The organism is Yoonia maricola (assembly GCF_002797915.1).
GTDB lineage: Bacteria > Pseudomonadota > Alphaproteobacteria > Rhodobacterales > Rhodobacteraceae > Yoonia > Yoonia maricola.
Map to the genome: position 1 here is coordinate 710,119 of NZ_PGTY01000001.1, position 19,468 is coordinate 729,586.

The 19,468-nt window shown below is 55.7% G+C and carries 18 protein-coding genes; 7 read left to right on the plus strand and 11 right to left on the minus strand.

Annotation, left to right across the window (positions count from 1 at the left end; genetic code table 11):
* Window positions 1–69: 69 nt before the first annotated feature.
* Both BC777_RS03555 and BC777_RS19595 read right to left on the minus strand, forming a co-directional pair.
* Window positions 70–1,011, minus strand: coding sequence for a sugar ABC transporter substrate-binding protein (locus BC777_RS03555; RefSeq protein WP_100366767.1), 942 nt, complete (start codon window positions 1,009–1,011; stop codon window positions 70–72).
* 35 nt (window positions 1,012–1,046) lie between these two features.
* A complete protein-coding gene (locus BC777_RS19595; RefSeq protein WP_281251761.1) occupies window positions 1,047–1,175 on the minus strand; it encodes a hypothetical protein in 129 nt (42 codons plus the stop codon).
* Window positions 1,176–1,346: 171 nt separating this feature from the next.
* Between BC777_RS19595 and BC777_RS03560 the strand changes: the two genes are divergently transcribed.
* The 6 genes from BC777_RS03560 (at window position 1,347) to gnd (ending at window position 10,728) form a co-directional block, all read left to right on the plus strand.
* Window positions 1,347–3,125: a sensor histidine kinase gene (locus BC777_RS03560; protein WP_100366768.1), complete on the plus strand. Its 1,779-nt coding sequence runs from the start codon at window positions 1,347–1,349 to the stop codon at window positions 3,123–3,125.
* Window positions 3,122–4,459 carry a sigma-54-dependent transcriptional regulator gene (locus BC777_RS03565; protein ID WP_100366769.1) on the plus strand — a complete coding sequence of 446 codons (1,338 nt, stop codon included), beginning with the start codon at window positions 3,122–3,124 and terminating at the stop codon, window positions 4,457–4,459. Before BC777_RS03560 ends, BC777_RS03565 begins: the two co-directional genes overlap by 4 nt.
* 220 nt (window positions 4,460–4,679) lie before the next feature.
* Window positions 4,680–5,660, plus strand: coding sequence for a TAXI family TRAP transporter solute-binding subunit (locus tag BC777_RS03570; RefSeq protein ID WP_100366770.1), 981 nt, complete (start codon window positions 4,680–4,682; stop codon window positions 5,658–5,660).
* A 119-nt stretch (window positions 5,661–5,779) separates the two neighbouring features.
* On the plus strand, window positions 5,780–8,002 hold the full coding sequence (locus BC777_RS03575; RefSeq protein WP_100366771.1) for a TRAP transporter permease: 2,223 nt from the start codon (window positions 5,780–5,782) through the stop codon (window positions 8,000–8,002).
* 243 nt (window positions 8,003–8,245) lie between these two features.
* Entirely contained in the window at window positions 8,246–9,226 is a 981-nt protein-coding gene (locus tag BC777_RS03580; RefSeq protein WP_100366772.1) for a calcium/sodium antiporter, read from the plus strand.
* A gap of 101 nt (window positions 9,227–9,327) precedes the next feature.
* A complete protein-coding gene (gene gnd, locus BC777_RS03585) occupies window positions 9,328–10,728 on the plus strand; it encodes an NADP-dependent phosphogluconate dehydrogenase (protein ID WP_100366773.1) in 1,401 nt (466 codons plus the stop codon).
* On the opposite strand, the gene phoB is transcribed toward gnd, so the two are convergent.
* From phoB to BC777_RS03620, 7 genes are all read right to left on the minus strand, one after another.
* A complete protein-coding gene (gene phoB, locus BC777_RS03590; protein WP_100366774.1) occupies window positions 10,725–11,411 on the minus strand; it encodes a phosphate regulon transcriptional regulator PhoB in 687 nt (228 codons plus the stop codon). The genes gnd and phoB overlap by 4 nt on opposite strands.
* Before the next feature lie 4 nt (window positions 11,412–11,415).
* Complete coding sequence (phoU, locus tag BC777_RS03595) at window positions 11,416–12,123, minus strand: phosphate signaling complex protein PhoU (RefSeq protein ID WP_100366775.1); 708 nt, start codon at window positions 12,121–12,123, stop codon at window positions 11,416–11,418.
* 12 nt (window positions 12,124–12,135) lie between these two features.
* Window positions 12,136–12,936 carry a phosphate ABC transporter ATP-binding protein PstB gene (gene pstB / locus BC777_RS03600; protein WP_100366776.1) on the minus strand — a complete coding sequence of 267 codons (801 nt, stop codon included), beginning with the start codon at window positions 12,934–12,936 and terminating at the stop codon, window positions 12,136–12,138.
* A 12-nt stretch (window positions 12,937–12,948) separates the two neighbouring features.
* Window positions 12,949–14,268, minus strand: a complete 1,320-nt coding sequence (gene pstA, locus BC777_RS03605; protein ID WP_100366777.1) for a phosphate ABC transporter permease PstA — start codon at window positions 14,266–14,268, stop codon at window positions 12,949–12,951.
* Window positions 14,265–15,467 carry a phosphate ABC transporter permease subunit PstC gene (gene pstC / locus BC777_RS03610; RefSeq protein ID WP_100366778.1) on the minus strand — a complete coding sequence of 401 codons (1,203 nt, stop codon included), beginning with the start codon at window positions 15,465–15,467 and terminating at the stop codon, window positions 14,265–14,267. The genes pstA and pstC overlap by 4 nt, the downstream gene beginning before the upstream one ends.
* A 67-nt stretch (window positions 15,468–15,534) precedes the next feature.
* A complete protein-coding gene (locus tag BC777_RS03615) occupies window positions 15,535–16,569 on the minus strand; it encodes a substrate-binding domain-containing protein (RefSeq protein ID WP_100366779.1) in 1,035 nt (344 codons plus the stop codon).
* Between the two features lie 105 nt (window positions 16,570–16,674).
* Complete coding sequence (locus BC777_RS03620; protein WP_100366780.1) at window positions 16,675–17,712, minus strand: sensor histidine kinase; 1,038 nt, start codon at window positions 17,710–17,712, stop codon at window positions 16,675–16,677.
* Window positions 17,713–17,985: 273 nt separating this feature from the next.
* Here BC777_RS03620 and BC777_RS03625 point away from each other — a divergent pair, with 273 nt between their 5' ends.
* On the plus strand, window positions 17,986–18,312 hold the full coding sequence (locus BC777_RS03625; protein ID WP_168769065.1) for a hypothetical protein: 327 nt from the start codon (window positions 17,986–17,988) through the stop codon (window positions 18,310–18,312).
* Here the strand turns inward: BC777_RS03625 and BC777_RS03630 are convergent.
* A complete protein-coding gene (locus BC777_RS03630; protein ID WP_100366782.1) occupies window positions 18,309–18,833 on the minus strand; it encodes a gamma carbonic anhydrase family protein in 525 nt (174 codons plus the stop codon). The two genes, BC777_RS03625 and BC777_RS03630, sit on opposite strands and share 4 nt — an antisense overlap.
* Window positions 18,830–19,468, minus strand: coding sequence for a guanylate kinase (gene gmk, locus BC777_RS03635; RefSeq protein WP_100366783.1), 639 nt, complete (start codon window positions 19,466–19,468; stop codon window positions 18,830–18,832). Before gmk ends, BC777_RS03630 begins: the two co-directional genes overlap by 4 nt.

Here is a 19,468-nt window from a genome sequence, read left to right on the forward strand (position 1 = left end):
CCCTCTTGGTGCCATGTAGGAAACGGGGCAACGCATACTGCCCCGTCACTCTATTTTCTGATCAAAGGCTTACTGGAAGTCAGCCAGATTTTCTGGTGTGACCAGCTTGAACGGAATGAAGACTGTTTTGTCGACTTCTTCACCATTTGCCAGCGCCATGGCCGTTTGGATGGACCCGGCACCCTGACCTGCGAGGTCCTGGAACACCGTAACGTCCATATCGCCCACTGACATTGCCAACAGCGCGTCGGATGTCGCGTCAACACCACCGACAACCACGTCGTCCATGGAAATGCCAGCCGCTTTCATTGCCTGAATAGCACCCAGCGCCATTTCGTCGTTGTTACCAAAAACCGCGTCAAATTCGTCACCAGAGGACAACCAGTTTGTCATCAGGTCGTTGGCTTCGTCGCGGGACCAGTTTGCTGTCTGCTCGTCAATGATTGTGATGAAGTTACACATATCCATACCGATCACGTCATGGAAATCCTTCGTACGTTGCACAGCCGCTTGGTTGGACAGCTGACCGACCAAGACATAGACCCGCGCACCGCCGGACTTGCCTTCAGCGCGCAGCTGACGACACATCTGGAATGCAGCCAAGGTACCTGATTCAATCTCGTTGGATGCAACAAAGGCCTGACCGTCTGGCAGTGTGTCCATGTTGATGGGCTGGCGGTTGACATAGACCAATGGCACGCCTGCGGCAGCAGCTGCGTTTGACATTGCCTCGGTTGCGTTTGTGTCAACGGCATTGACGATGATGGCATCGACGCCAGAGGCGATGAAGTTGTTGATTTGGTCCAATTGCTTGGCCACATCATCTGTTGCATCTTCCATTTGCAGGCTGACGTCGTCGCTGGCATCGTCAAAGGCTGTCATGCCGTTGCGCATCACAGTCAGACCGTTGTCGTCAAAGCGTGCAACGGACACACCGATTTGCATTTCTGCCATTGCTGTGGTGCCCATCATGAGCGTGGATAGGCCAGCGGCCAAAAGGATCTTCTTCATAGTTTTCCTCCCAAGGAACGTGCCCGGCGCACGCGTTATGATGCCGGGGCCTCTGATGAGGCGATTGACCCAATCCAAGCAGCGGTCAGGTCTTTCATATTGTGGATGTGGGGGACCACACCAAAACCACCCGCCACCCGCCAAAGCAGGCGGCGCTGTCTCATGTGGTTTCGTGAAATGATCGGCAGCAATGAATGCAACGTTATCTCCCCCTAGCACGACTCAGTCTAGCTCGGTTTCATTTTTTTGCAACCGGTTGCATTTTTCAGGCCCTTCAGTGCTCCGCGCTAATTTTGAGATTGTGCATCCACACGGCTCTGCCTCATAATTGGCAAATGCAATTTTCGCGCCGCCGCATCTTTGGACTAATCATAGCCATCGCTGTTATCACGGTGATGGCGGGCGCATTGTCTTTTCCTGCACTCGAACGGCATTACATGCGCCAGCAAGCCGCGCAAAATGCAGTTCCCCTCAAATTGGCGGTCGAAGGCCTGCGCGCCGCGCTTGAACGGTATGCCCCCCTGCCCGCCTTGATTGCTGAACGGTCAGAACTGACCGAGTTGCTCAATGACCCCGGCGATCAAACTGTGCTCGCGCAGGTCAACGAGGATCTGCGCCAGACAGCCGCCACAGTGAAAGCATCCGATGTCTATCTGATGGATATATCCGGCCGCACTATTGCTGCGGCAACTTATTTGGAAAGTGGCAGCTATCTGGGCCGCAACTTCAATTACCAAAGCTACTTTACCCAAGCCCTGAACGGCGATCTGTCAAGCTTTTCAGTCTATGGCACGACGAGCGGGGAACGGGGGTATTTCTATGCCGCACCAGTCGAAGACGGCGAACGTATCGTCGGCGTCTTGGCGATCAAGTTCAACATTGCTGCTTTTGAAAGCATCTGGCGCGGGGCGGATAGCGAATTCATGGTCACGGACCGCAACGATTTTGTCTTTATGTCGTCACGCCCGGATTGGCATTTTCGCGCGATCCGGCCGCTCAGCGACGGAACACTGCGGTTGATTGCCCAAAACCTCCAATACCCGATCGACCGGATTGATCTGTTGCCAATGACAGCGACGCCTTTGAATGCCGACGCGCAGCAGGTCGATATTCAGGGTACGCCGGATGAACGTTTTGTCCGCACATCACAGCGGCTCACTGATCTGGATTGGACGATGTCCGCCCTCTCGCCAAGGCGCCCTGCGACGTTGAACGCACTCAACACCCTGCTGATTGCTGGGCTAACAGCAGGGTTGGTCCTTGCCGCCCTTCTGGCCTATCTTCTGAAACAGGCGGGGCTGGCAGAGGCATTTGCAAAGGAGCAAGATGCAAAACGCCGTCTTGAAACCGCCGTGACCGAACGGACGGCAGATTTGCAGACTGCATTGGCAGATCTGAAACAAACACAAACAGATCTGATCCAGGCCGGCAAGCTGTCCGCGCTTGGACAAATGTCGGCAGCATTGAGCCACGAGTTCAATCAACCACTGGCAGCGGTGAAATCCTATGCCGATAACGCCACTGCCTTTCTGGATCGTGACCGTATGTCAGAGGCCCGCGATAACATCTTACGCATTTCAAAAATGGCTGACCGTATGGCAACCATCTCCGCTCATCTACGCAATTTTGCCCGCAAACCGCAGCAAGCGACAGGCCCCTTACTGTTGAACGCCGTGATACATGACGCGATTGCCGTAGTTGATGTGCGCTTGGCCGCAGAGGGAGGAGCGATTGCATATAACCCACCCAAGACAGATATCTGGATCAATGGCGGTCATGTACGCCTGCAACAGGTGATCGTGAACCTCATCAATAATGCACTTGATGCGATGGAGGATGAGCCTGATCGCATCGTCCGGATAGAAGTTGAAGGCACCACTTTGCGCGTTCGTGATACAGGATCAGGGATCGCAGACAAACAGGTTGCGCATATTTTCGACCCTTTCTTTACCACGAAAGCACCCGGCAAGGGCCTTGGTCTTGGGCTATCGATTTCCTACAATATCGTCAGCGATTTTGGCGGTACGCTGTCCGCTGAAAATCACCCCGGTGGGGGCGCTGTTTTTACTGTCCGCCTGCAGCCTGCCAAACCGATTGAGGTCGCGGCCCAATGAAGCAAACAGTCCTGTTCGTCGATGATGAAGAAGAGCTGCGGCACGCGACCAGCCAGTCACTGATGCTCGCCGATATCCCGGCAACGATCCTTGACAAGGCAGAACGCGCACTGGCCCAGATCAGCCGCGGCTTTCCTGGTATTCTGGTCACGGACATCCGTATGCCGGGGCATGACGGATTGTGGTTGATGCGCAAAGCGCTGGAGGTCGACCCGGAGTTCCCGGTCATTCTTGTGACAGGCCATGGTGATGTGAACCTTGCGGTCCAATCCATGCGCGAAGGCGCATATGATTTCATCGAAAAACCGTTTGCGCCGTCCCGTCTGATCACCACCATTCAACGCGCCCTCGAAAAGCGCAGGCTGACGATTGAGAATCGGGCGTTGAAGCGCGAGGTGGGAGGGCGCGACAAGCTTGAGGCGCGTTTGATCGGGCGTTCCGACGCCATGGTCGCTTTGCGCAAGGAAGTGCGTACAATTGCTGCGACCGATGCCGATGTGCTGATCACGGGCGACACCGGTGTCGGCAAAGATGTCACGGCCCATGCGCTCCATGATCTATCGGCGCGCAGCCCACATCCCTTTGTGCATATCAATTGTGCCGCCCTGCCCGTGGAACTGGTCGAAAGCGAGCTTTTCGGACATGAAGCCGGCGCCTTTCCGGGTGCGATGCGCGCACGCTTTGGCAAGTTTGAGTTTGCGCGACAAGGAACCGTCTTTCTGGATGAGATCGACAGCCTGCCTGTCACAGTGCAGGCCAAGCTATTGCACGCTATTCAAGAGCGGCAGATCACGCGGCTTGGGGCGAATGATCCTGTTACGCTCGATATCCGCATTATCGCAGCGGCGAAAACAGATCTTGGGGTAGCGGTCGAGGCAGGTCATTTCCGCGCCGACCTGCTTTACCGTCTGAATGTTGTGACGCTTCATGTTCCGCCTCTCAGTGATCGACGCGACGATATCCCGTCGCTCTTCATCAATCTGGCGGCACAGGCTGCGGCGCGCTATTCCAAACAGCTGCCTGATATACCGGCAGAGGTTCTGTCGGCGATGGCGACCCAAGACTGGCCAGGCAATGTGCGCGAGTTACGCAATGCAGCGGATCGGTTTGTGCTGGGGCTTGACCCGACTGCCGGCCACACATCCGAACCTGTGGTGGATACCTTGGCCCAAAAGATGGCTGCGTATGAAAGATCGCTTATTCTTGCGGCCCTTACTGCGCAAAATGGCAGTCTGAAACATACCTATGAAGCTTTGGGTCTGTCCCGCAAAGCGCTTTATGAAAAGATGCAAAAGCATGGGATTTCCAAGGCTGACGCCGAGAACGAGGCATGATCTGTCCCCTTTTCAACCCACGCAATCCGCCATTTGCCCCCTATTCGACACATAGCATGATCAGAATACCGCATGTTTGCGCAAACATTTGTTAACTCTTCTTGTTTTGCCACAGGCCGTCAGTGGAAGTACCCACGATCTGTGCTAACTGCTCGTGCAGTGCATACAGTCACGACCTGATCCAGAAGAGATCAGATAATTCTAGTGGAGGACGATCCAAATGAAACTCGCAGCACTTATCGCGACAACAGCCCTGACGGCCACAACAGCATTCGCCGATGGCCACACAGCCGATTGGCCCGAAAGCTTTACGGTTGGTACAGCATCACAAGGTGGTACATATTTCGCTTATGGGTCTGGCTGGGCGAACCTGGTTGCAGAAGAACTGGGCCTGACAGGTGGCGGTGAAGTCACCGGCGGCCCAATGCAGAACATGGCGCTGGTCCACACTGGCGACGCGCAGTTCGGCATGACAACAATGGGTCCAGCGGCTGAATCCATTGCCGGTACAAACCCAATCGCGCCCGGTCTGCAAATGACCAATGCTTGCGCAATGTTCCCGATGTACCAGACACCGTTCTCGGTCACGGCTTTGTCCTCATCAGGCATCACATCCATCGATGAAATCCCTGATGGCGCACGTATCGGATTTGGTCCTGCTGGTTCCACATCGGACACATATTTTCCACGCATGATGGAAGAGCTCGGCGTGAACTTTGAGCGTCGTAACGGCGGTTGGAGCGACCTTGGTGGTCAATTGCAGGACGGCCTGCTTGACGTGATCGCATTTGCTGCTGGTGTACCGGTGCCTGCTGTATCTCAGTTGGAAGTACAAACGGACGTGAACATCATTGAGTTCACCGAAGAAGAGCAAGCGACTATTCAGGCCGCCTTCCCTGTCGCTGCGTTTGAGATCGCTGCCGACACCTACACAACGCTGGAAAGCGATGCGCGCTCCGTTTCTATGTGGAACTTTGCGATTGCAAACTGCGATCTGCCTGCATCCTTCGTCAAAGCAGCCGTGGATGTCGTGATGTCCGACAACGAGCGTATGGTGAACATCCACCGTGCTGCCCGTTCCACACTGCCAGAAAACTATGACAAGAACGCCGGTGTTCTGCCGTGGCACCCCGGTGCGGCTGAGTGGTTCATCGAGAACGCAGGCGCAGATATCCCTGCTGACCAAATCTTTGGTAACTAATCTTTGATTGGGCCGAGGCCGCTCATCACAAGCGGCCTCGGTATACTTGATTTTTTCGATATGATTGATGCACGCTGAAAGCCCGTCAGGGCATTCTGGCCGCATGCGAGGACCACACCATGACCACCGATACCCAAAAAGACGACCAGACAGAGGGCCCCGTCCTTGCGGAAGGTGTTGACGAGGAACCGGTTGAGCATAATCGCCGCATCTTTACCGGGCGCACTTATCTGATCATCGCTGGCATGTCGGCTTTTTATGCGCTGTTTCACATGGCCGCACTGAACGGTTGGTCAATCCGCAGTTGGACCGGCATTGATATTCCGCTTTTGCCGGTTTTCCCGCTGGAGACATGGAACTTCCGTATCGTTCACATCGCTGGCGCGCTGATCCTTGGGTTTACCCTCTATTCCGCACGCGCGTTTCCCGACAGTGATCACGATAACGCCGGACCGTTGGACTTTTTTGCCTACCTTGCCCTGCTCCCGGCCATTTATGCCTGCTACACCGCTGTCGGCTTTGCCGCTGACATTCGAGGCGGTGTGATGTGGAACGGGATCGATGAGGGTATCCGCAATGCCGAAATCTACCACTATGGGTATCCCCTGATCGCAGCAACCATCGCAGGGATCGTGCTGGGCTGGCTGCGCCCGCGCGTGCGCGGCACGATCGCACCTGCTGATCTGGTGCTTGGCGTATGCGGCGTCGCAGTGGCGATCTATCTGATCACGATCTTTGGCACCCTGATGCGAAATTCAACAGGTACGCCCTTTGCCCCTATCGGGATGAGCCTTGCCGCTGTGGCAGGCACCGCACTGATCATGGAACTGACCCGCCGCGTGGCAGGGATGGCGCTGATTATCATCGCTGGGGTGTTTCTGTTATACGTTTTCGTCGGTGACCTGCTGCCCGGCTTCCTGAACGCGCCGGATATCACATGGCAGCGCTTCTTTAGCCAAGTCTATACTGATGCTGGTATCCTCGGGCCGACGACTGCTGTGTCATCAACCTACATTATCCTCTTCATCATCTTTGCAGCCTTCTTGCAGGCCTCCAAAGTTGGTGATTACTTCGTGAATTTCGCCTTCGCCTGTGCGGGCCGCGCACGCGGTGGTCCGGCGAAAGTAGCGATCTTTGCGTCCGGTCTGATGGGTATGATCAATGGCACTTCGGCGGGTAACGTGGTGGCGACTGGATCACTGACAATCCCGCTGATGAAAAAGGTTGGCTACAAGCCGACAACATCTGGCGCGGTCGAGGCTGCAGCATCGACAGGTGGTCAAATCATGCCACCTATCATGGGCGCTGGTGCCTTTATCATGGCCGAGATTACCGGCATTCCGTACACCGACATCGCTGTAGCCGCGATCATTCCGGCGATCCTTTACTTCGTCTCAATCTACTTCATGGTGGATTTTGAGGCCGCCAAGCTGGGTATGCGCGGCATGCGCGAGGACGAGCTGCCAAAGTTCAAAGACATGGTGCGCCGCGTCTTTCTTTTCCTTCCCATTATCATTCTGATCGGCGCGCTCTTCATGGGATATTCGGTGATCCGCGCGGGGACACTAGCGACAGCCTCGGCCGCAGTTGTAAGCTGGTTCACACCCTATCGTATGGGGTTGGGATCGGTCACGAAGGCGTTCGAACTCGCTGGCATCATGTCGATCCAGATCATCGCGGTCTGTGCCTGTGCAGGTATCATCGTTGGTGTGATCTCACTGACTGGTGTCGGCGCGCGGTTCTCATCCGTGCTGTTGAACATTGCAGAAGCCAACCAATTGCTTGCCCTCTTCTTTGCGATGTGTATCGCGATCTTGCTGGGCATGGGTATGCCAACAACAGCGGCCTATGCGGTCGCGGCCTCTGTCGTCGCACCGGGCCTTGTGCAACTAGGCATCCCGATGCTGACTGCCCACTTCTTTGTGTTCTACTTCGCCGTCGTTTCGGCCATCACGCCGCCTGTGGCTTTGGCCAGTTATGCCGCCGCAGGCATATCGGGGTCGAACCCGATGGCAACGTCGGTGGCATCGTTCAAGATCGGTATCTCGGCCTTCATCGTGCCGTTCATGTTTTTCTACAACGGAGCGATCCTGATGGATGGCACATGGTTTGAGGTGATCCGGGCGGGCATCACTGCTGTCTTTGGGGTCTTCCTGCTGTCATCGGGTGTGCAGGGTTGGTGGGTCGGTGACCGTGCCGCCTGGCCCATTCGCATCGGACTGCTGGTGGTCGCCCTGTTCATGATCGAGGGCGGTTGGATTTCCGACCTGATCGGGATTGGCGGAGCTGTAGCACTTTATCTTATTGCGCAGATGACCCGCCGAAAGGTCGCGGCACAGTAAGCCCCCGTTTCAGAAAACAACAATAGGGAGTGTGGTGAAAACCACGCTCCCTTTTCCTTTTTTGGAATGCGACGGTGTAAAACCTTTAAACCCTTGTGCGACACGCTAAGTCACTGCAGACGGCGCAAGCTGTGTTTGAACAAGATCGGACATGAGAGTTGCAATAATGGTTATTACACTCCGCCACTATCTACGCTATCCCAGCCCGCACGCCGCAGCCCGAAACCAATCAGGAAATATGCGTTGATTGAACTCACCACCTACGAGCTTTTTGTGCTGGCCGCTGGTGCGATGGCATTTGGCCTTTATTTACTGATTAAAGGTGGTGACTGGACGGTCGATGCGGCCGTTTTCGTCGCCGAACGTACAGGGCTTTCGCCGCTCTTTATCGGCGCAACGATTGTGTCATTCGGCACCTCGGTGCCTGAGCTTTTCACATCCGTAAATGCCAACCTGCAAGGCTACCCCGGCATTTCATTGGGCAATGTCCTTGGCTCTAACGTCGCCAATATCCTGCTGGTATTGGGTGCCACAGCTTTTGTGTTCAAGGTCACAGCAGACCCCAAGCACCTGTTCAAAGACCTCGCTATGATGCTGCTGGCGACAGCCATTATGGTTTATGGCATGATCTCGGACAGCTTTACCCAAGTGTTCGGCCTGATCATGTTTGCGATCCTGGTCACTTTTGTTGTCTATCAATACAGAACCGACAACATCGTTGTGGAAGAAGATGACGACGATGACGACGGCGCCGGGATCACCACCATGAAAAGTGCGGCGATCATCCTGTTGGGGGGGGTTGCTGCCCTGGCCGTTGGGTCAGAACTGCTGGTCAAAGGCGCAGTCCAGACCGGGACAGCCATCGGCGTGCCTGAAGCCGTGATCGGCATGACTGTCGTGGCCTTCGGCACCTCGCTGCCAGAGCTGTCCACCTGCATCGCCGCGGCACGCAAACAGTCGGTCGGTCTTATCCTTGGCAATATTATCGGGTCTAACACGTTTAACATCCTGTCGATCATCGCACTAACGGCTGCGATCAAACCGCTTGATGTTGATCCCGTCCTCTTGGGGATGGAGCTGTGGGTCACGGTTGCCGTGGCAGTATTATTCGCACTCTGGATGCTGACGATTGGTAAAATCACCAAACCGGTCGGAACTGTCATGATGATTGCTTACGTCATATTCATTGCCGTCCAATACGTAGCGCCCCAAATAGCCGTCTAGAAACCGGGTCGCTATCGCGCCATATCCCGCACAAGCCGTTTTCATTTGGTTTTGAAGCGCCTATCTGTCCTTCATCACAGTTATGAAAAGGACCCCGCGACATGAGCACAGCAGAAATTGGCCTCATCGGCCTGGGCACAATGGGCGCGGCCCTTGCATTGAACATCGCGGACAACGGGTTTGACATCGCCGTCTGGAACCGGACAAGCGCAAAAACCGATGCTTTCCATGAAGGCGCCGGTGATCTTGCTCGGCGGATTACGCCAACACAAACGCTTGAAGCATTCGTCGCTGCCATCAAATCGCCCCGCGCCATTATCCTGATGGTGCCTGCAGGACAGCCTGTTGATGACCAAATTGCCGCTCTGCGCCCCCTTCTGGATGCCGATGACCTGATTATCGATGCAGGCAATGCCAATTTTCATGACACCAACCGCCGCAGCGCCGAGGCAGGCGATCTTCCATTTCTGGGGATAGGTGTGTCAGGGGGTGAGGAAGGTGCGCGGTTTGGTCCATCCATCATGGGCGGCGGCAAGCGCGAGTCTTGGGATCGTGTGGAGCATATCCTGACCGCAATTGCCGCCAAGCACAAAGGCATATCTTGTGCCACTTGGATGGGCGAACAAGGTGCAGGTCACTTCGTCAAGGCCGTGCACAACGGGATTGAATACGCCGATATGCAGATGATCGCGGAAGTTTACGGGATCATGCGCGATGGTCTGGCAATGACGTCAGACGCGATCGCAGAAACCTTTGCAAATTGGGACAACGGCGCTCTTCGCAGCTATCTCATTGAAATATCTGGTAAGGTTGCCGCAACGCAGGACCCCGCCACAGGGCGCCCAATGCTGGACGTTATTGTTGATGCCGCGGGTCAAAAAGGCACCGGGCGGTGGACGGTGATCGAGGCGCAGCATCTGGCGGCCCCCATTCCGGCGATTGAGGCCGCGGTCGTCGCGCGCAATCTGTCGTCACAGCGCGAGGCAAGGGCCGCGGCCGAAGTCCTCTTTGGTTCAGCCCCGCATCATATCGCCCATGATGTGCTACCGCTGTCGACCATCGAAGATGCGCTGATCGCGGGCAAGATACTGTGCTATGCGCAGGGCTTTGACATGATCGCAAAGGCATCTGACGCATTCGACTGGGCGCTGCCCCTGCCCGCCATTGCCGAGGTCTGGCGCGAAGGCTGTATCATCCGCTCTGCGATGTTGGACGACATGGCAACGGCCTTGCGGGAAAACCCTGAACGCAATCTAATGATGGCGCCACGGTTTGCAGATACCTTGAAACAGACCCATGGTGCATTGCGACAGGTCGTGGCACAGGCGGCGTTGCATGGGCTGGCGCTGCCTGCCTTGTCGTCCGGTTTGGCGTATTTTGATGCCATGAGGACAGGGCGTGGCACCGCGAATATGATCCAAGGACAACGTGATTTCTTTGGAGCACATGGGTTTGCGCGCATAGATGGCGGATCAGGTCACCACGGGCCGTGGGCCGCCTAACCCAGCGCGTAGCCCGCCCCGCGCACGGTACGCACAGGGTCACTGCCGCCATTCTGCGTCAGCACCTTGCGCAGACGGCCGACATGAACATCGACAGTGCGCGTATCAACGTAGATATCGCGCCCCCAAACCCGGTCCAGAAGCATATCGCGTGACCAGACACGACCCGGCTTTTCCATAAAGGTCGATAGCAGGCGGAATTCTGTAGGGCCCAGTTTCAGCGGGGTTTCATCACGGGTGACGCGGTAGGTTTCAGCGTCCAGCACAATGTCATCAAAGGTCAGCACCTGCCCCACCGTCGCCGGGCGGACCCGGCGCAACTGCGTGCGCACACGCGCCATAAGTTCCGATACTGAATAGGGTTTGACCACATAATCATCCGCACCCGTTTCCAGACCACGTACCTTATCCACCTCTTCAGAGCGGGCCGACAGCATGATAATCGGAATGCTGCGTGTTTCGTGCTTGATCTTCAGGCGGCGACACACCTCGATCCCGGACAAGTTCGGCATCATCCAATCCAGCACGATCACATCGGGTGCGTCTTCATCCACGCATAAGAGCCCTTCATCACCATTTTCGGCGCGGGTCACCCGGAACCCTTCGGCTTCCAGGTTATAGGCCAGTACTTCACGCTGGGCGGCCTCATCTTCAACAATCAGAACATGGGGTTGTTGTGCCATTTTCTTAGCTCGGGTCTGTCACATATGCGGTTTTGTCACCCTTTGGGCGGGCCTCATCCGGCATCTCACCGGTGACCTGATAGATCACCTGTTCGGCCATGTTGGTGGTCAGATCGCCCATGCGTTCAATGTTCTTTGCCATGAAATGCAGGTGCATACAGGCGGTGATGTTGCGCGGGTCTTCCATCATGAATGTCAGGAATTCGCGGAACAACGCATTATACATCTGGTCCACTTCCTGATCGCGCTGCCGCACATCTTCGGCCAGATCAGCGTCACCGCGAATGTAGCTGTCGAGCGTGTCTTTCAACATCTGCTCTACCTCGCGCGCCATGCGGCGCAGGGCGGCGTCGGACCCGTTTACCGGGTTCATTTCGACCAACACGCTGGTGCGTTTGGCGATGTTCTTGGCATAGTCGCCAATCCGTTCTAGCGACGCGGCCAGACGCAGGACTGTAAGAACGGACCGTAAGTCCTTGGAAACAGGGGCACGCAGGGCAATCGTGCGTGCAGCCTCTTCGTTGATCTGGATTTCGATGGCATCGATAACTTTGTCACCTTCGCGCACTTCCTCAGCCAGTTCAACGTCGCGATCGGCCAGCGATTTGGCCGCTTTCAAGATCGCCTCTTCCACAAGGCCACCCATCTTCATGATCAGGGTTGTGATCCCTTCAAGATCACGGTCATAGGCCGACGAAATATGTTCGTTCATTACCACTGCTCCTTACCCGATCCGGCCGGAAATATAGCTTTCCGTGCGCGGGTCCTGCGGGTTGGTGAAAATCTTGTCGGTGTCGTCGTATTCCACAAGGTTGCCCAGATGGAAGAACGCCGTCTTTTGGCTGACACGCGCCGCCTGCTGCATGGAGTGTGTGACAATGACGACAGAAAAACTTCGGCGCAGCTCGTCAATCAACTCCTCGACCTGTGCCGTTGCAATCGGGTCAAGCGCCGAGCATGGCTCGTCCATAAGCAGGACTTCCGGCGCTGTCGCAATCGCGCGCGCAATGCACAGGCGTTGCTGCTGGCCGCCTGAAAGCCCGGTACCGGGTGCTGTCAGACGATCCTTGGCTTCATCCCAAAGGGCGGCTTTGCGCAGCGATTTCTCAACAATCTCGTCCAGATCAGCCTTGTTGCGGGCCAATCCGTGGATTTTGGGGCCATAGGCGACGTTGTCATAGATCGATTTCGGGAAGGGGTTTGGCTTTTGAAACACCATGCCCACTTTGGCACGCAATTGCACCGGATCGACCTTGGGATCATAGATATCCTCGCCATCAATCCGAATGTCACCGGTGACCCGCGCGATATCAATTGTGTCGTTCATCCTATTGATACAACGTAAGAAAGTGGATTTACCGCACCCCGATGGGCCGATGAACGCCGTCACCGTCTTGTCGTCGATATCGACGTCCACATCCCTGATGGCGTGGGTGTCAGCGTAATGCACCTGCACGCCCTTGGCGGAGATTTTGATGTCTTGCTCAGTGCTCATCGCGCGATCCACATGTACCATATCTTCCATTTGTCAGCCCTCCTACCAGCGCCGTTCAAAGCGGCGACGCAGGTAAATTGCGACCGCGTTCATAATAAGCAAAAACACCAGCAATGTAATGATCGCGCCTGAGGCACGTTCGACAAAGGCCGGATCAGAGCGTTGTGTCCAGTTAAACACCTGCACCGGCAGCGCTGTTGATGCCTCACCAAACAACCCAGCCTCCGGCGTATAGGCCGCCGGATATTCGCGCACGAATGCCACCATGCCGATCAGCAGCAAAGGTGCTGTTTCCCCCAAGGCCTGTGCCAATCCGATGATTGTGCCTGTCAGGATACCGGGTGCCGCCAAGGGCAGCACATGGTGGAACACCGATTGCATCTTTGATGCGCCCACACCCAAAGCCGCATCACGGATGGATGGGGGCACAGATTTCAGCGCCGCGCGCGTTGAGATAATAATCGTGGGCAAGGTCATCAAGGTCAGCACCAGACCACCGACCAAGGGCGATGATTGGTTGAATTCCATAAAGTTAATGAAAATCGCAAGGCCGAGGATACCATAAACAATCGACGGTACGGCAGCGAGATTTGAGATATTCACCTCAATAATATCCGTGATCCGGTTCTTTGGCGCGAATTCTTCCAGATAGATGGATGAGGCCACGCCGATGGGCAGCGCAAGGAACAACACCACCAGCATCATATAAAGCGAGCCAAGGATCGCGACGCCTAGCCCTGCCGCCTCTGGTCGCTGCACCGATGCATCGGGGGCGGTAAAGAAGTTCCAATTGAACTTGGTCTCGATCACGCCCGCGTCGGCCAGTTCTTGGGCGATCATCAGCGCCTCGGGCGATGTGTTGCCATCCAAGGCGGCACTTTCCAGCGTCACGCGGCCTTTGAAATAGCCATCAATCCGGCCAGCGGCCAGCAAATCAAACGTGACCGTTTCGCCCACCAAATCAGGGTTTGCGAGGACACGGTTACGCACCGTCGCTGCCGCCTCTTTCGAAATCATGTCGCCGAGGTCTTTGTCTGACATCTCAGTCGTCAGCCCTTGGCGTTCTACCTCTGCCACAATCGCGTCACGCAGCAATGGCGCATAGCCAATCGTGGTGGTCTTCGCCATCTCTGCCGGATCGCGATTACCCTGCTTGTCAACGCGTTCTGCGGAGAGTTCGACAGGCAAGGCGATGAAGGTTTGCTGGAAAGAGCTTAACCCGTTGGTCAGCACCGAGGTCAGCAAGATCGCAAGGGCCAACATAGCTACAACGATAGCTGACAGACCGTAGGCCTTGAACCGCGCCTCTGCTGCATTGCGTTTCTTGGTGCGTGCGTCGCTCGCCAGAAGGGAGGTTTTCATTCGTACTGCTCCCGGTATTTGCGCACGATGTAGAGGGCGAACACATTCAGGCCGAGGGTGATGACAAACAAGGTCAAACCAAGGGCAAAGGCCACCAGCGTTTCAGGGCTGGCAAAATCGGTATCGCCGGTCAATTGGCTGACGATTTTCACGGTAACGGTCGTCATAGCCTCAAACGGGTTCAGGGATAATCGGGCGGCGGCCCCTGCCCCCAAGACAACGATCATGGTTTCCCCAATCGCGCGCGAGGCTGCCAAGAGGACCGCGCCAACGATGCCGGGTAAGGCCGCGGGGATCACGACTTGGCGAATGGTTTCGGAGGGTGTGGCGCCCAGGCCCAGTGACCCATCACGCATGGCCTGTGGGACCGCATTAATGATGTCGTCAGACAGCGAACTAACAAATGGGATCAGCATGATTCCCATCACTAGACCAGCGGTCATGACAGAGGACGCACTTTGACCCAGCCCCATCGGTTCGGCAAAGACATCACGCAAGAGTGGGCCGACGGTGATCAGGGCGAAAAGCCCGTAAACGATCGTCGGGATCCCCGCCAAAACCTCAATCGCGGGCTTGGCAATCGAGCGCAGACGCGGACCTGCATATTCAGACAGGTAGATCGCCGCGAAAAGGCCTATTGGCACCGCAAACAGGAGCGCGATAAAGCTGACGTAGAGCGTACCCCACAACAGCGGGATGATCCCCAGATCAGAGTTGCCACGGAAATTCGGCGACCAGCTGAGTGAGAAGAAGAAATCGCGCCAATCATATTGGCCGAAGAAATTGAAGGTCTCGAAGAGCATCGAAAAGACGATGCCAATCGTCGTCAGGATCGCGATGCTGGAGGCAAAGATCAGCAGCCCCAAAATCCAACGCTCAGCATAGGTGCGCGCGCGGCTGTCGGTCTTGATCCCGATCAGTGACAGGGCACAGCCCGTGACACCCAGCCCCAGAATGACCAATGAAAAGAACCAGTTCGGCTCTCCCCCTGTCAGGCGGGCGTAGAGTGCGAATAAAAGAACAGCAGCAGCAGGCGGAACAATCGTGGACAGGGCCGTATTCAAAGCGTGCTGATTGGGTAGCGAAACAAGTGTGCGGATATCACCGCCCGCCACGTGCAGGGCGCGTGATTTCGCCAGAAAATAGCCGATGACGGCCAGCGCGAAGATCAAAAGAAGCGGGGTCGTCAGCGATTGCATGGGATGTTTTCCATTGCCAGAGGTGTTTCGAGGGCATCCATAGATGCCCCCGAGGTCTTCGTCGAGATTAAGAGCCGGAACCCATCACGATTTCATTCGAAACAGTTTCCTGAACCTTCAACAGCTCTGGGTCAGAGACCAGACCGTATTCGGCGAGCGGGCCATCTGGGCCCGCGATATCATCAGAAACAAAGAACTCTGCATAGTCCTTCAGGCCGGGGATCACCTCGATGTGGGCAGCCTTGATGTAGAAGTACAGCGGACGCGACACCGGATATTCAGCCGCCGCGATGCTTTCGGTTGTTGGGACAATTCCGTTCATTGTCGCAACCTGCAGCTTGTCCGTGTTGTTTTCATAGAACGACAGACCAAAGACGCCGATACCATTTGTGTCGGCCTCAATCCGGGCCAAAGTTTCGGTGTAGTCGCCGTCGATATCCACCGAACGACCATCCGTGCGGATCGCCATGCATTTGCCTTCGGCTGTGTCTTCGTCAACGCCAGCATCCAGCATTGCCTGAAAGAAACCACCTTCTTCACAACCCGCCAGGATTACTTTTTCTTCAAAGACTTCACGTGTGCCGTGCTTGGTGCCGGGGATGAAGGCCTGGATCGGTTGTGCGGGGAAATCCGGGTTCACTTGGTCCCAAGTCTCGAACGTGTTCGCAACCAACTCACCATCGATGAAGTGCTCATTCGCCAGCGCCTTGTACCAGTCTTCTGGCGTAAATTCGAAAGAGTTCCCGTTGATGTCAGAGGCAAAAACGATGCCGTCATAGCCGATGCGGACTTCGATGATGTCAGTCACACCGTTGGCGGCGCAAACTTCTACTTCTGTCGGACGGATCGCACGGGATGCGTTGGCGATGTCGATTGTGTTGGCGCCAACACCCTCACAAAAACGCTTCAGACCAGCGGACGACCCACCTGATTCCACAACTGGCGTCGGGTAGTCAAAGTTTTCGCCAAAGACTTCGGCAACGATGGCCGCGTAAGGCAACACCGTGGAAGACCCGGCAACCTGCACGTTGTCACGTGCAAAAGAAGTTGTGGCAGTAAGGGCAATGGCCGCTGTCGTCGCGGTCAGCTTCATGAAAGACATCCGTTTACTCCTGTCAGTCAAACATCGGTAGGGCGCGAGCCGCCCCACCATCACGGCCCAAGTAGGCCGCGTGCTCAAACCTTTTGTGACAGTATTGTAAAAGTTTTATGACACAGGCTGGCTGGGCAGAAAGACCGATACTTTTGTACCCTGCCCTTCCTCGCTTTCGATCAGCAGCCTGCCCCGGTGACGGTTGATGATATGTTTGACGATGGCCAGACCCAGCCCCGTCCCTCCCACTTCGCGGGACCGGTGGTTATCCACCCGGTAGAACCGTTCGGTCAGGCGGGCGATATGGTGTTCTGCAATCCCGTCGCCCCGGTCTGTGACGCTGACCTGCACCGCATCCCCGCGCAACCGTTGGTTCATTTCGCGCGGTAGCAATTGTACTGTTACCTCTCTGCCAAAGGCGCCGTATTTGATCGCGTTCTCGACAAGGTTCGTAAAGACCTGCACCAGCTGACCTGCATCGCCCGGCACCATTTCATCGGATGCGACCAGATCAAGCGTGACATTGACACCCGCGGCATTGGCCTGCGGTTCCAACCCTTTGATCACCGATGATAGCAGCGCGCCCAGATCCACATGTTCACGCGGGCGCACGCGCTCATCCTCTTCCACCCGGCTTAGCGACATCAGATCATCGACAAGCCGCGTCATCCGGTTGGCCTCATGTGCCATGATGCCCAGGAAACGGTCGCGCGCGGCAGGATCGTCCCTCGCCGCACCGCTGAGCGTTTCGATGAAACCCAATAGTGCGGTCAACGGGGTGCGCAACTCATGGCTGACATTTGCAACAAAATCACGCCGCATCTGCCCTGCTTCTTCGGTTGCTGTCTGATCTTCAAAGGTCAGCAGCACGTCACCATCGGCAGCAGCCAAGCTGACGCGGTAGATCGTATCGCGAGAACCGTCGCGACCGGTATAGCGGGCGATACCCGGTTTCAGGCTACGGCGCGTTTCAGCTATAGCAGCTATGACAGCTGGCTGACGCACCGCTGTGATATAGTGCTTTTCGATTAGATCTGTTCCAAGGATCGGGTCAACTAACCGGTTGGCCGCCCGCACCCTTTCATCCGGCCCGATCAACAAGACGGGCAAAGGCAAAGCGGCAATAACAGATGCGATACGTTCTGCGGTCATCAGGTTTCATTATGCCTTTTCCAGCATTTGTGAAAGGCTGAGACAAAATGTCCTAACAGTTTATGAAATTTCCAGCCCCAATTATATTGAACTTCAACCAGAGAGAGCATTAGTGCAACTGCATTGAGATTTATTTCGCAGGCGCGGAAAGATAGACCGTGCGTCTGCACAAAGGTAAACAGTTTAGGGCATTTGAGGAACATGAGCGACAGACTGCTGCTACAGGCAAGACGATTGGGTTTGGATCAAAATGTTCGACCCAATGAAATAATTTTGATCATTGGGGATCTGGCGCGGTGGAACGCGCAAGGCCGCACCGCCGTCTCTTATGAAAACTTTCAGTTCAGTGATTTCGGTGCTCTGACTGCGCCAATGTTCACAGAGGTTTCCCCAATAATGGTGCTATCCCCGCTTGTTGCGGACGGCTTTGATGTGATTGATATCGCCATTCGCTTGGCCGAACTGAAATATACCGGGCGTTATCGCGCCATCGCAGAAGATTTGCCCAATGGAAACATGATCCGCAAGGAGGTGCGCGCGCATGCACCCGATCTTGATTTTGACCTTCTGATGATGTCGCCCATCGCAAACGACGGCTAGGTTGATGGTTTCAAGTCACGGGCAAATCGCGCGGCGTTTTCCTGATAATGGAGAGCCGACAGGCGTAGCCCATCAATTGCTGCTGTATCAAGGTTGCGCACAACCTTGCCCGGTGCGCCCATGACCAGTGACCCATCCGGGATCACCTTGCCTTCGGTGATCAGTGCCCCGGCCCCGATCAGGCAATTCTGACCGATGACGGCCCCGTTCAATACGGTGGCCCCCATGCCGATCAAACTGTTTTCACCAATGATGCACCCATGCAGCATTGCCTTATGCCCAATTGTACAGCCCGCGCCAATGGTCAGCGGAAACCCCATATCGGTATGCAGCACCGCATTTTCCTGCACATTGCTGCCTGCGCCAACCGTGATCTGTTCGTTGTCGCCGCGCAGCGTGCTGCCAAACCAAACCGAGGTTTGCGCCTCTAGCACAACATCGCCCACAACATAGCATCCGGGTGCCACCCATGCGCTATCGGCAACCTTTGGTACGATATCTCCGAGTGCATAAAGGCTCATGTTCTGTCTCCGAATTGTGATTGCAAAGCGCGGACATGATCAACCAGCTGCGGCTGCTGCGACCGGCGCAAACGTTCCGCGCTGATGATCGTCTTCAGCCGGTCTTCGGTGGTATCCAGATCATCATTGACGAGGACATAATCATAACCATCCCAATGGCTGATTTCATCCCAGCTTTTTTGCATGCGCCCTTCGATCACATCCGGAGCATCCTGACCTCGTTTCACCAAACGGCGATGCAATTCGGCGATCGACGGCGGCAGGATAAAGATCGACAGCACATGTTCCTGTAAGGCAGAGTTGCTGATCTGCTGCGCACCCTGCCAATCAATATCAAAAAGCACATCACGCCCGCTTTCGATGGCTGTCTGCACAGGGGCTTTGGGCGATCCATAGTAGTTCCCGAAGACGCGGGCATGTTCCAGCATCCCGCCTTCGGCGACCTGATCTTGAAAGCTGGGGACTGAAACAAAGAAATAGTCCTTCCCGTCTTCCTCGCCTTCGCGCGGGGCGCGGGTGGTGGCCGAGACTGAAAACTGCAACGTTGTATCCCATGCCCGCAAACGACCCGCCAAGGTGGATTTCCCAGCCCCCGACGGTGAGGATAGAATAATCAAAAGGCCGCGTCTGGTCAT

What these genes read in the sequence shown, in the direction of transcription:
- gmk (WP_100366783.1), bottom strand. Translation starts at nt 19,468, where the DNA reads ATGACCAGACGCGGCCTTTTGATTATTCTATCCTCACCGTCGGGGGCT.
- phoB (WP_100366774.1), bottom strand. Translation starts at nt 11,411, where the DNA reads ATGGCACAACAACCCCATGTTCTGATTGTTGAAGATGAGGCCGCCCAG.
- BC777_RS03555 (WP_100366767.1), bottom strand. Translation starts at nt 1,011, where the DNA reads ATGAAGAAGATCCTTTTGGCCGCTGGCCTATCCACGCTCATGATGGGC.
- phoU (WP_100366775.1), bottom strand. Translation starts at nt 12,123, where the DNA reads ATGAACGAACATATTTCGTCGGCCTATGACCGTGATCTTGAAGGGATC.
- BC777_RS03570 (WP_100366770.1), top strand. Translation starts at nt 4,680, where the DNA reads ATGAAACTCGCAGCACTTATCGCGACAACAGCCCTGACGGCCACAACA.
- BC777_RS03575 (WP_100366771.1), top strand. Translation starts at nt 5,780, where the DNA reads ATGACCACCGATACCCAAAAAGACGACCAGACAGAGGGCCCCGTCCTT.
- BC777_RS03560 (WP_100366768.1), top strand. Translation starts at nt 1,347, where the DNA reads ATGCAATTTTCGCGCCGCCGCATCTTTGGACTAATCATAGCCATCGCT.
- BC777_RS03615 (WP_100366779.1), bottom strand. Translation starts at nt 16,569, where the DNA reads ATGTCTTTCATGAAGCTGACCGCGACGACAGCGGCCATTGCCCTTACT.
- BC777_RS19595 (WP_281251761.1), bottom strand. Translation starts at nt 1,175, where the DNA reads ATGAGACAGCGCCGCCTGCTTTGGCGGGTGGCGGGTGGTTTTGGTGTG.
- pstB (WP_100366776.1), bottom strand. Translation starts at nt 12,936, where the DNA reads ATGGAAGATATGGTACATGTGGATCGCGCGATGAGCACTGAGCAAGAC.
- BC777_RS03620 (WP_100366780.1), bottom strand. Translation starts at nt 17,712, where the DNA reads ATGACCGCAGAACGTATCGCATCTGTTATTGCCGCTTTGCCTTTGCCC.
- BC777_RS03565 (WP_100366769.1), top strand. Translation starts at nt 3,122, where the DNA reads ATGAAGCAAACAGTCCTGTTCGTCGATGATGAAGAAGAGCTGCGGCAC.
- pstC (WP_100366778.1), bottom strand. Translation starts at nt 15,467, where the DNA reads ATGCAATCGCTGACGACCCCGCTTCTTTTGATCTTCGCGCTGGCCGTC.
- pstA (WP_100366777.1), bottom strand. Translation starts at nt 14,268, where the DNA reads ATGAAAACCTCCCTTCTGGCGAGCGACGCACGCACCAAGAAACGCAAT.
- BC777_RS03630 (WP_100366782.1), bottom strand. Translation starts at nt 18,833, where the DNA reads ATGAGCCTTTATGCACTCGGAGATATCGTACCAAAGGTTGCCGATAGC.
- gnd (WP_100366773.1), top strand. Translation starts at nt 9,328, where the DNA reads ATGAGCACAGCAGAAATTGGCCTCATCGGCCTGGGCACAATGGGCGCG.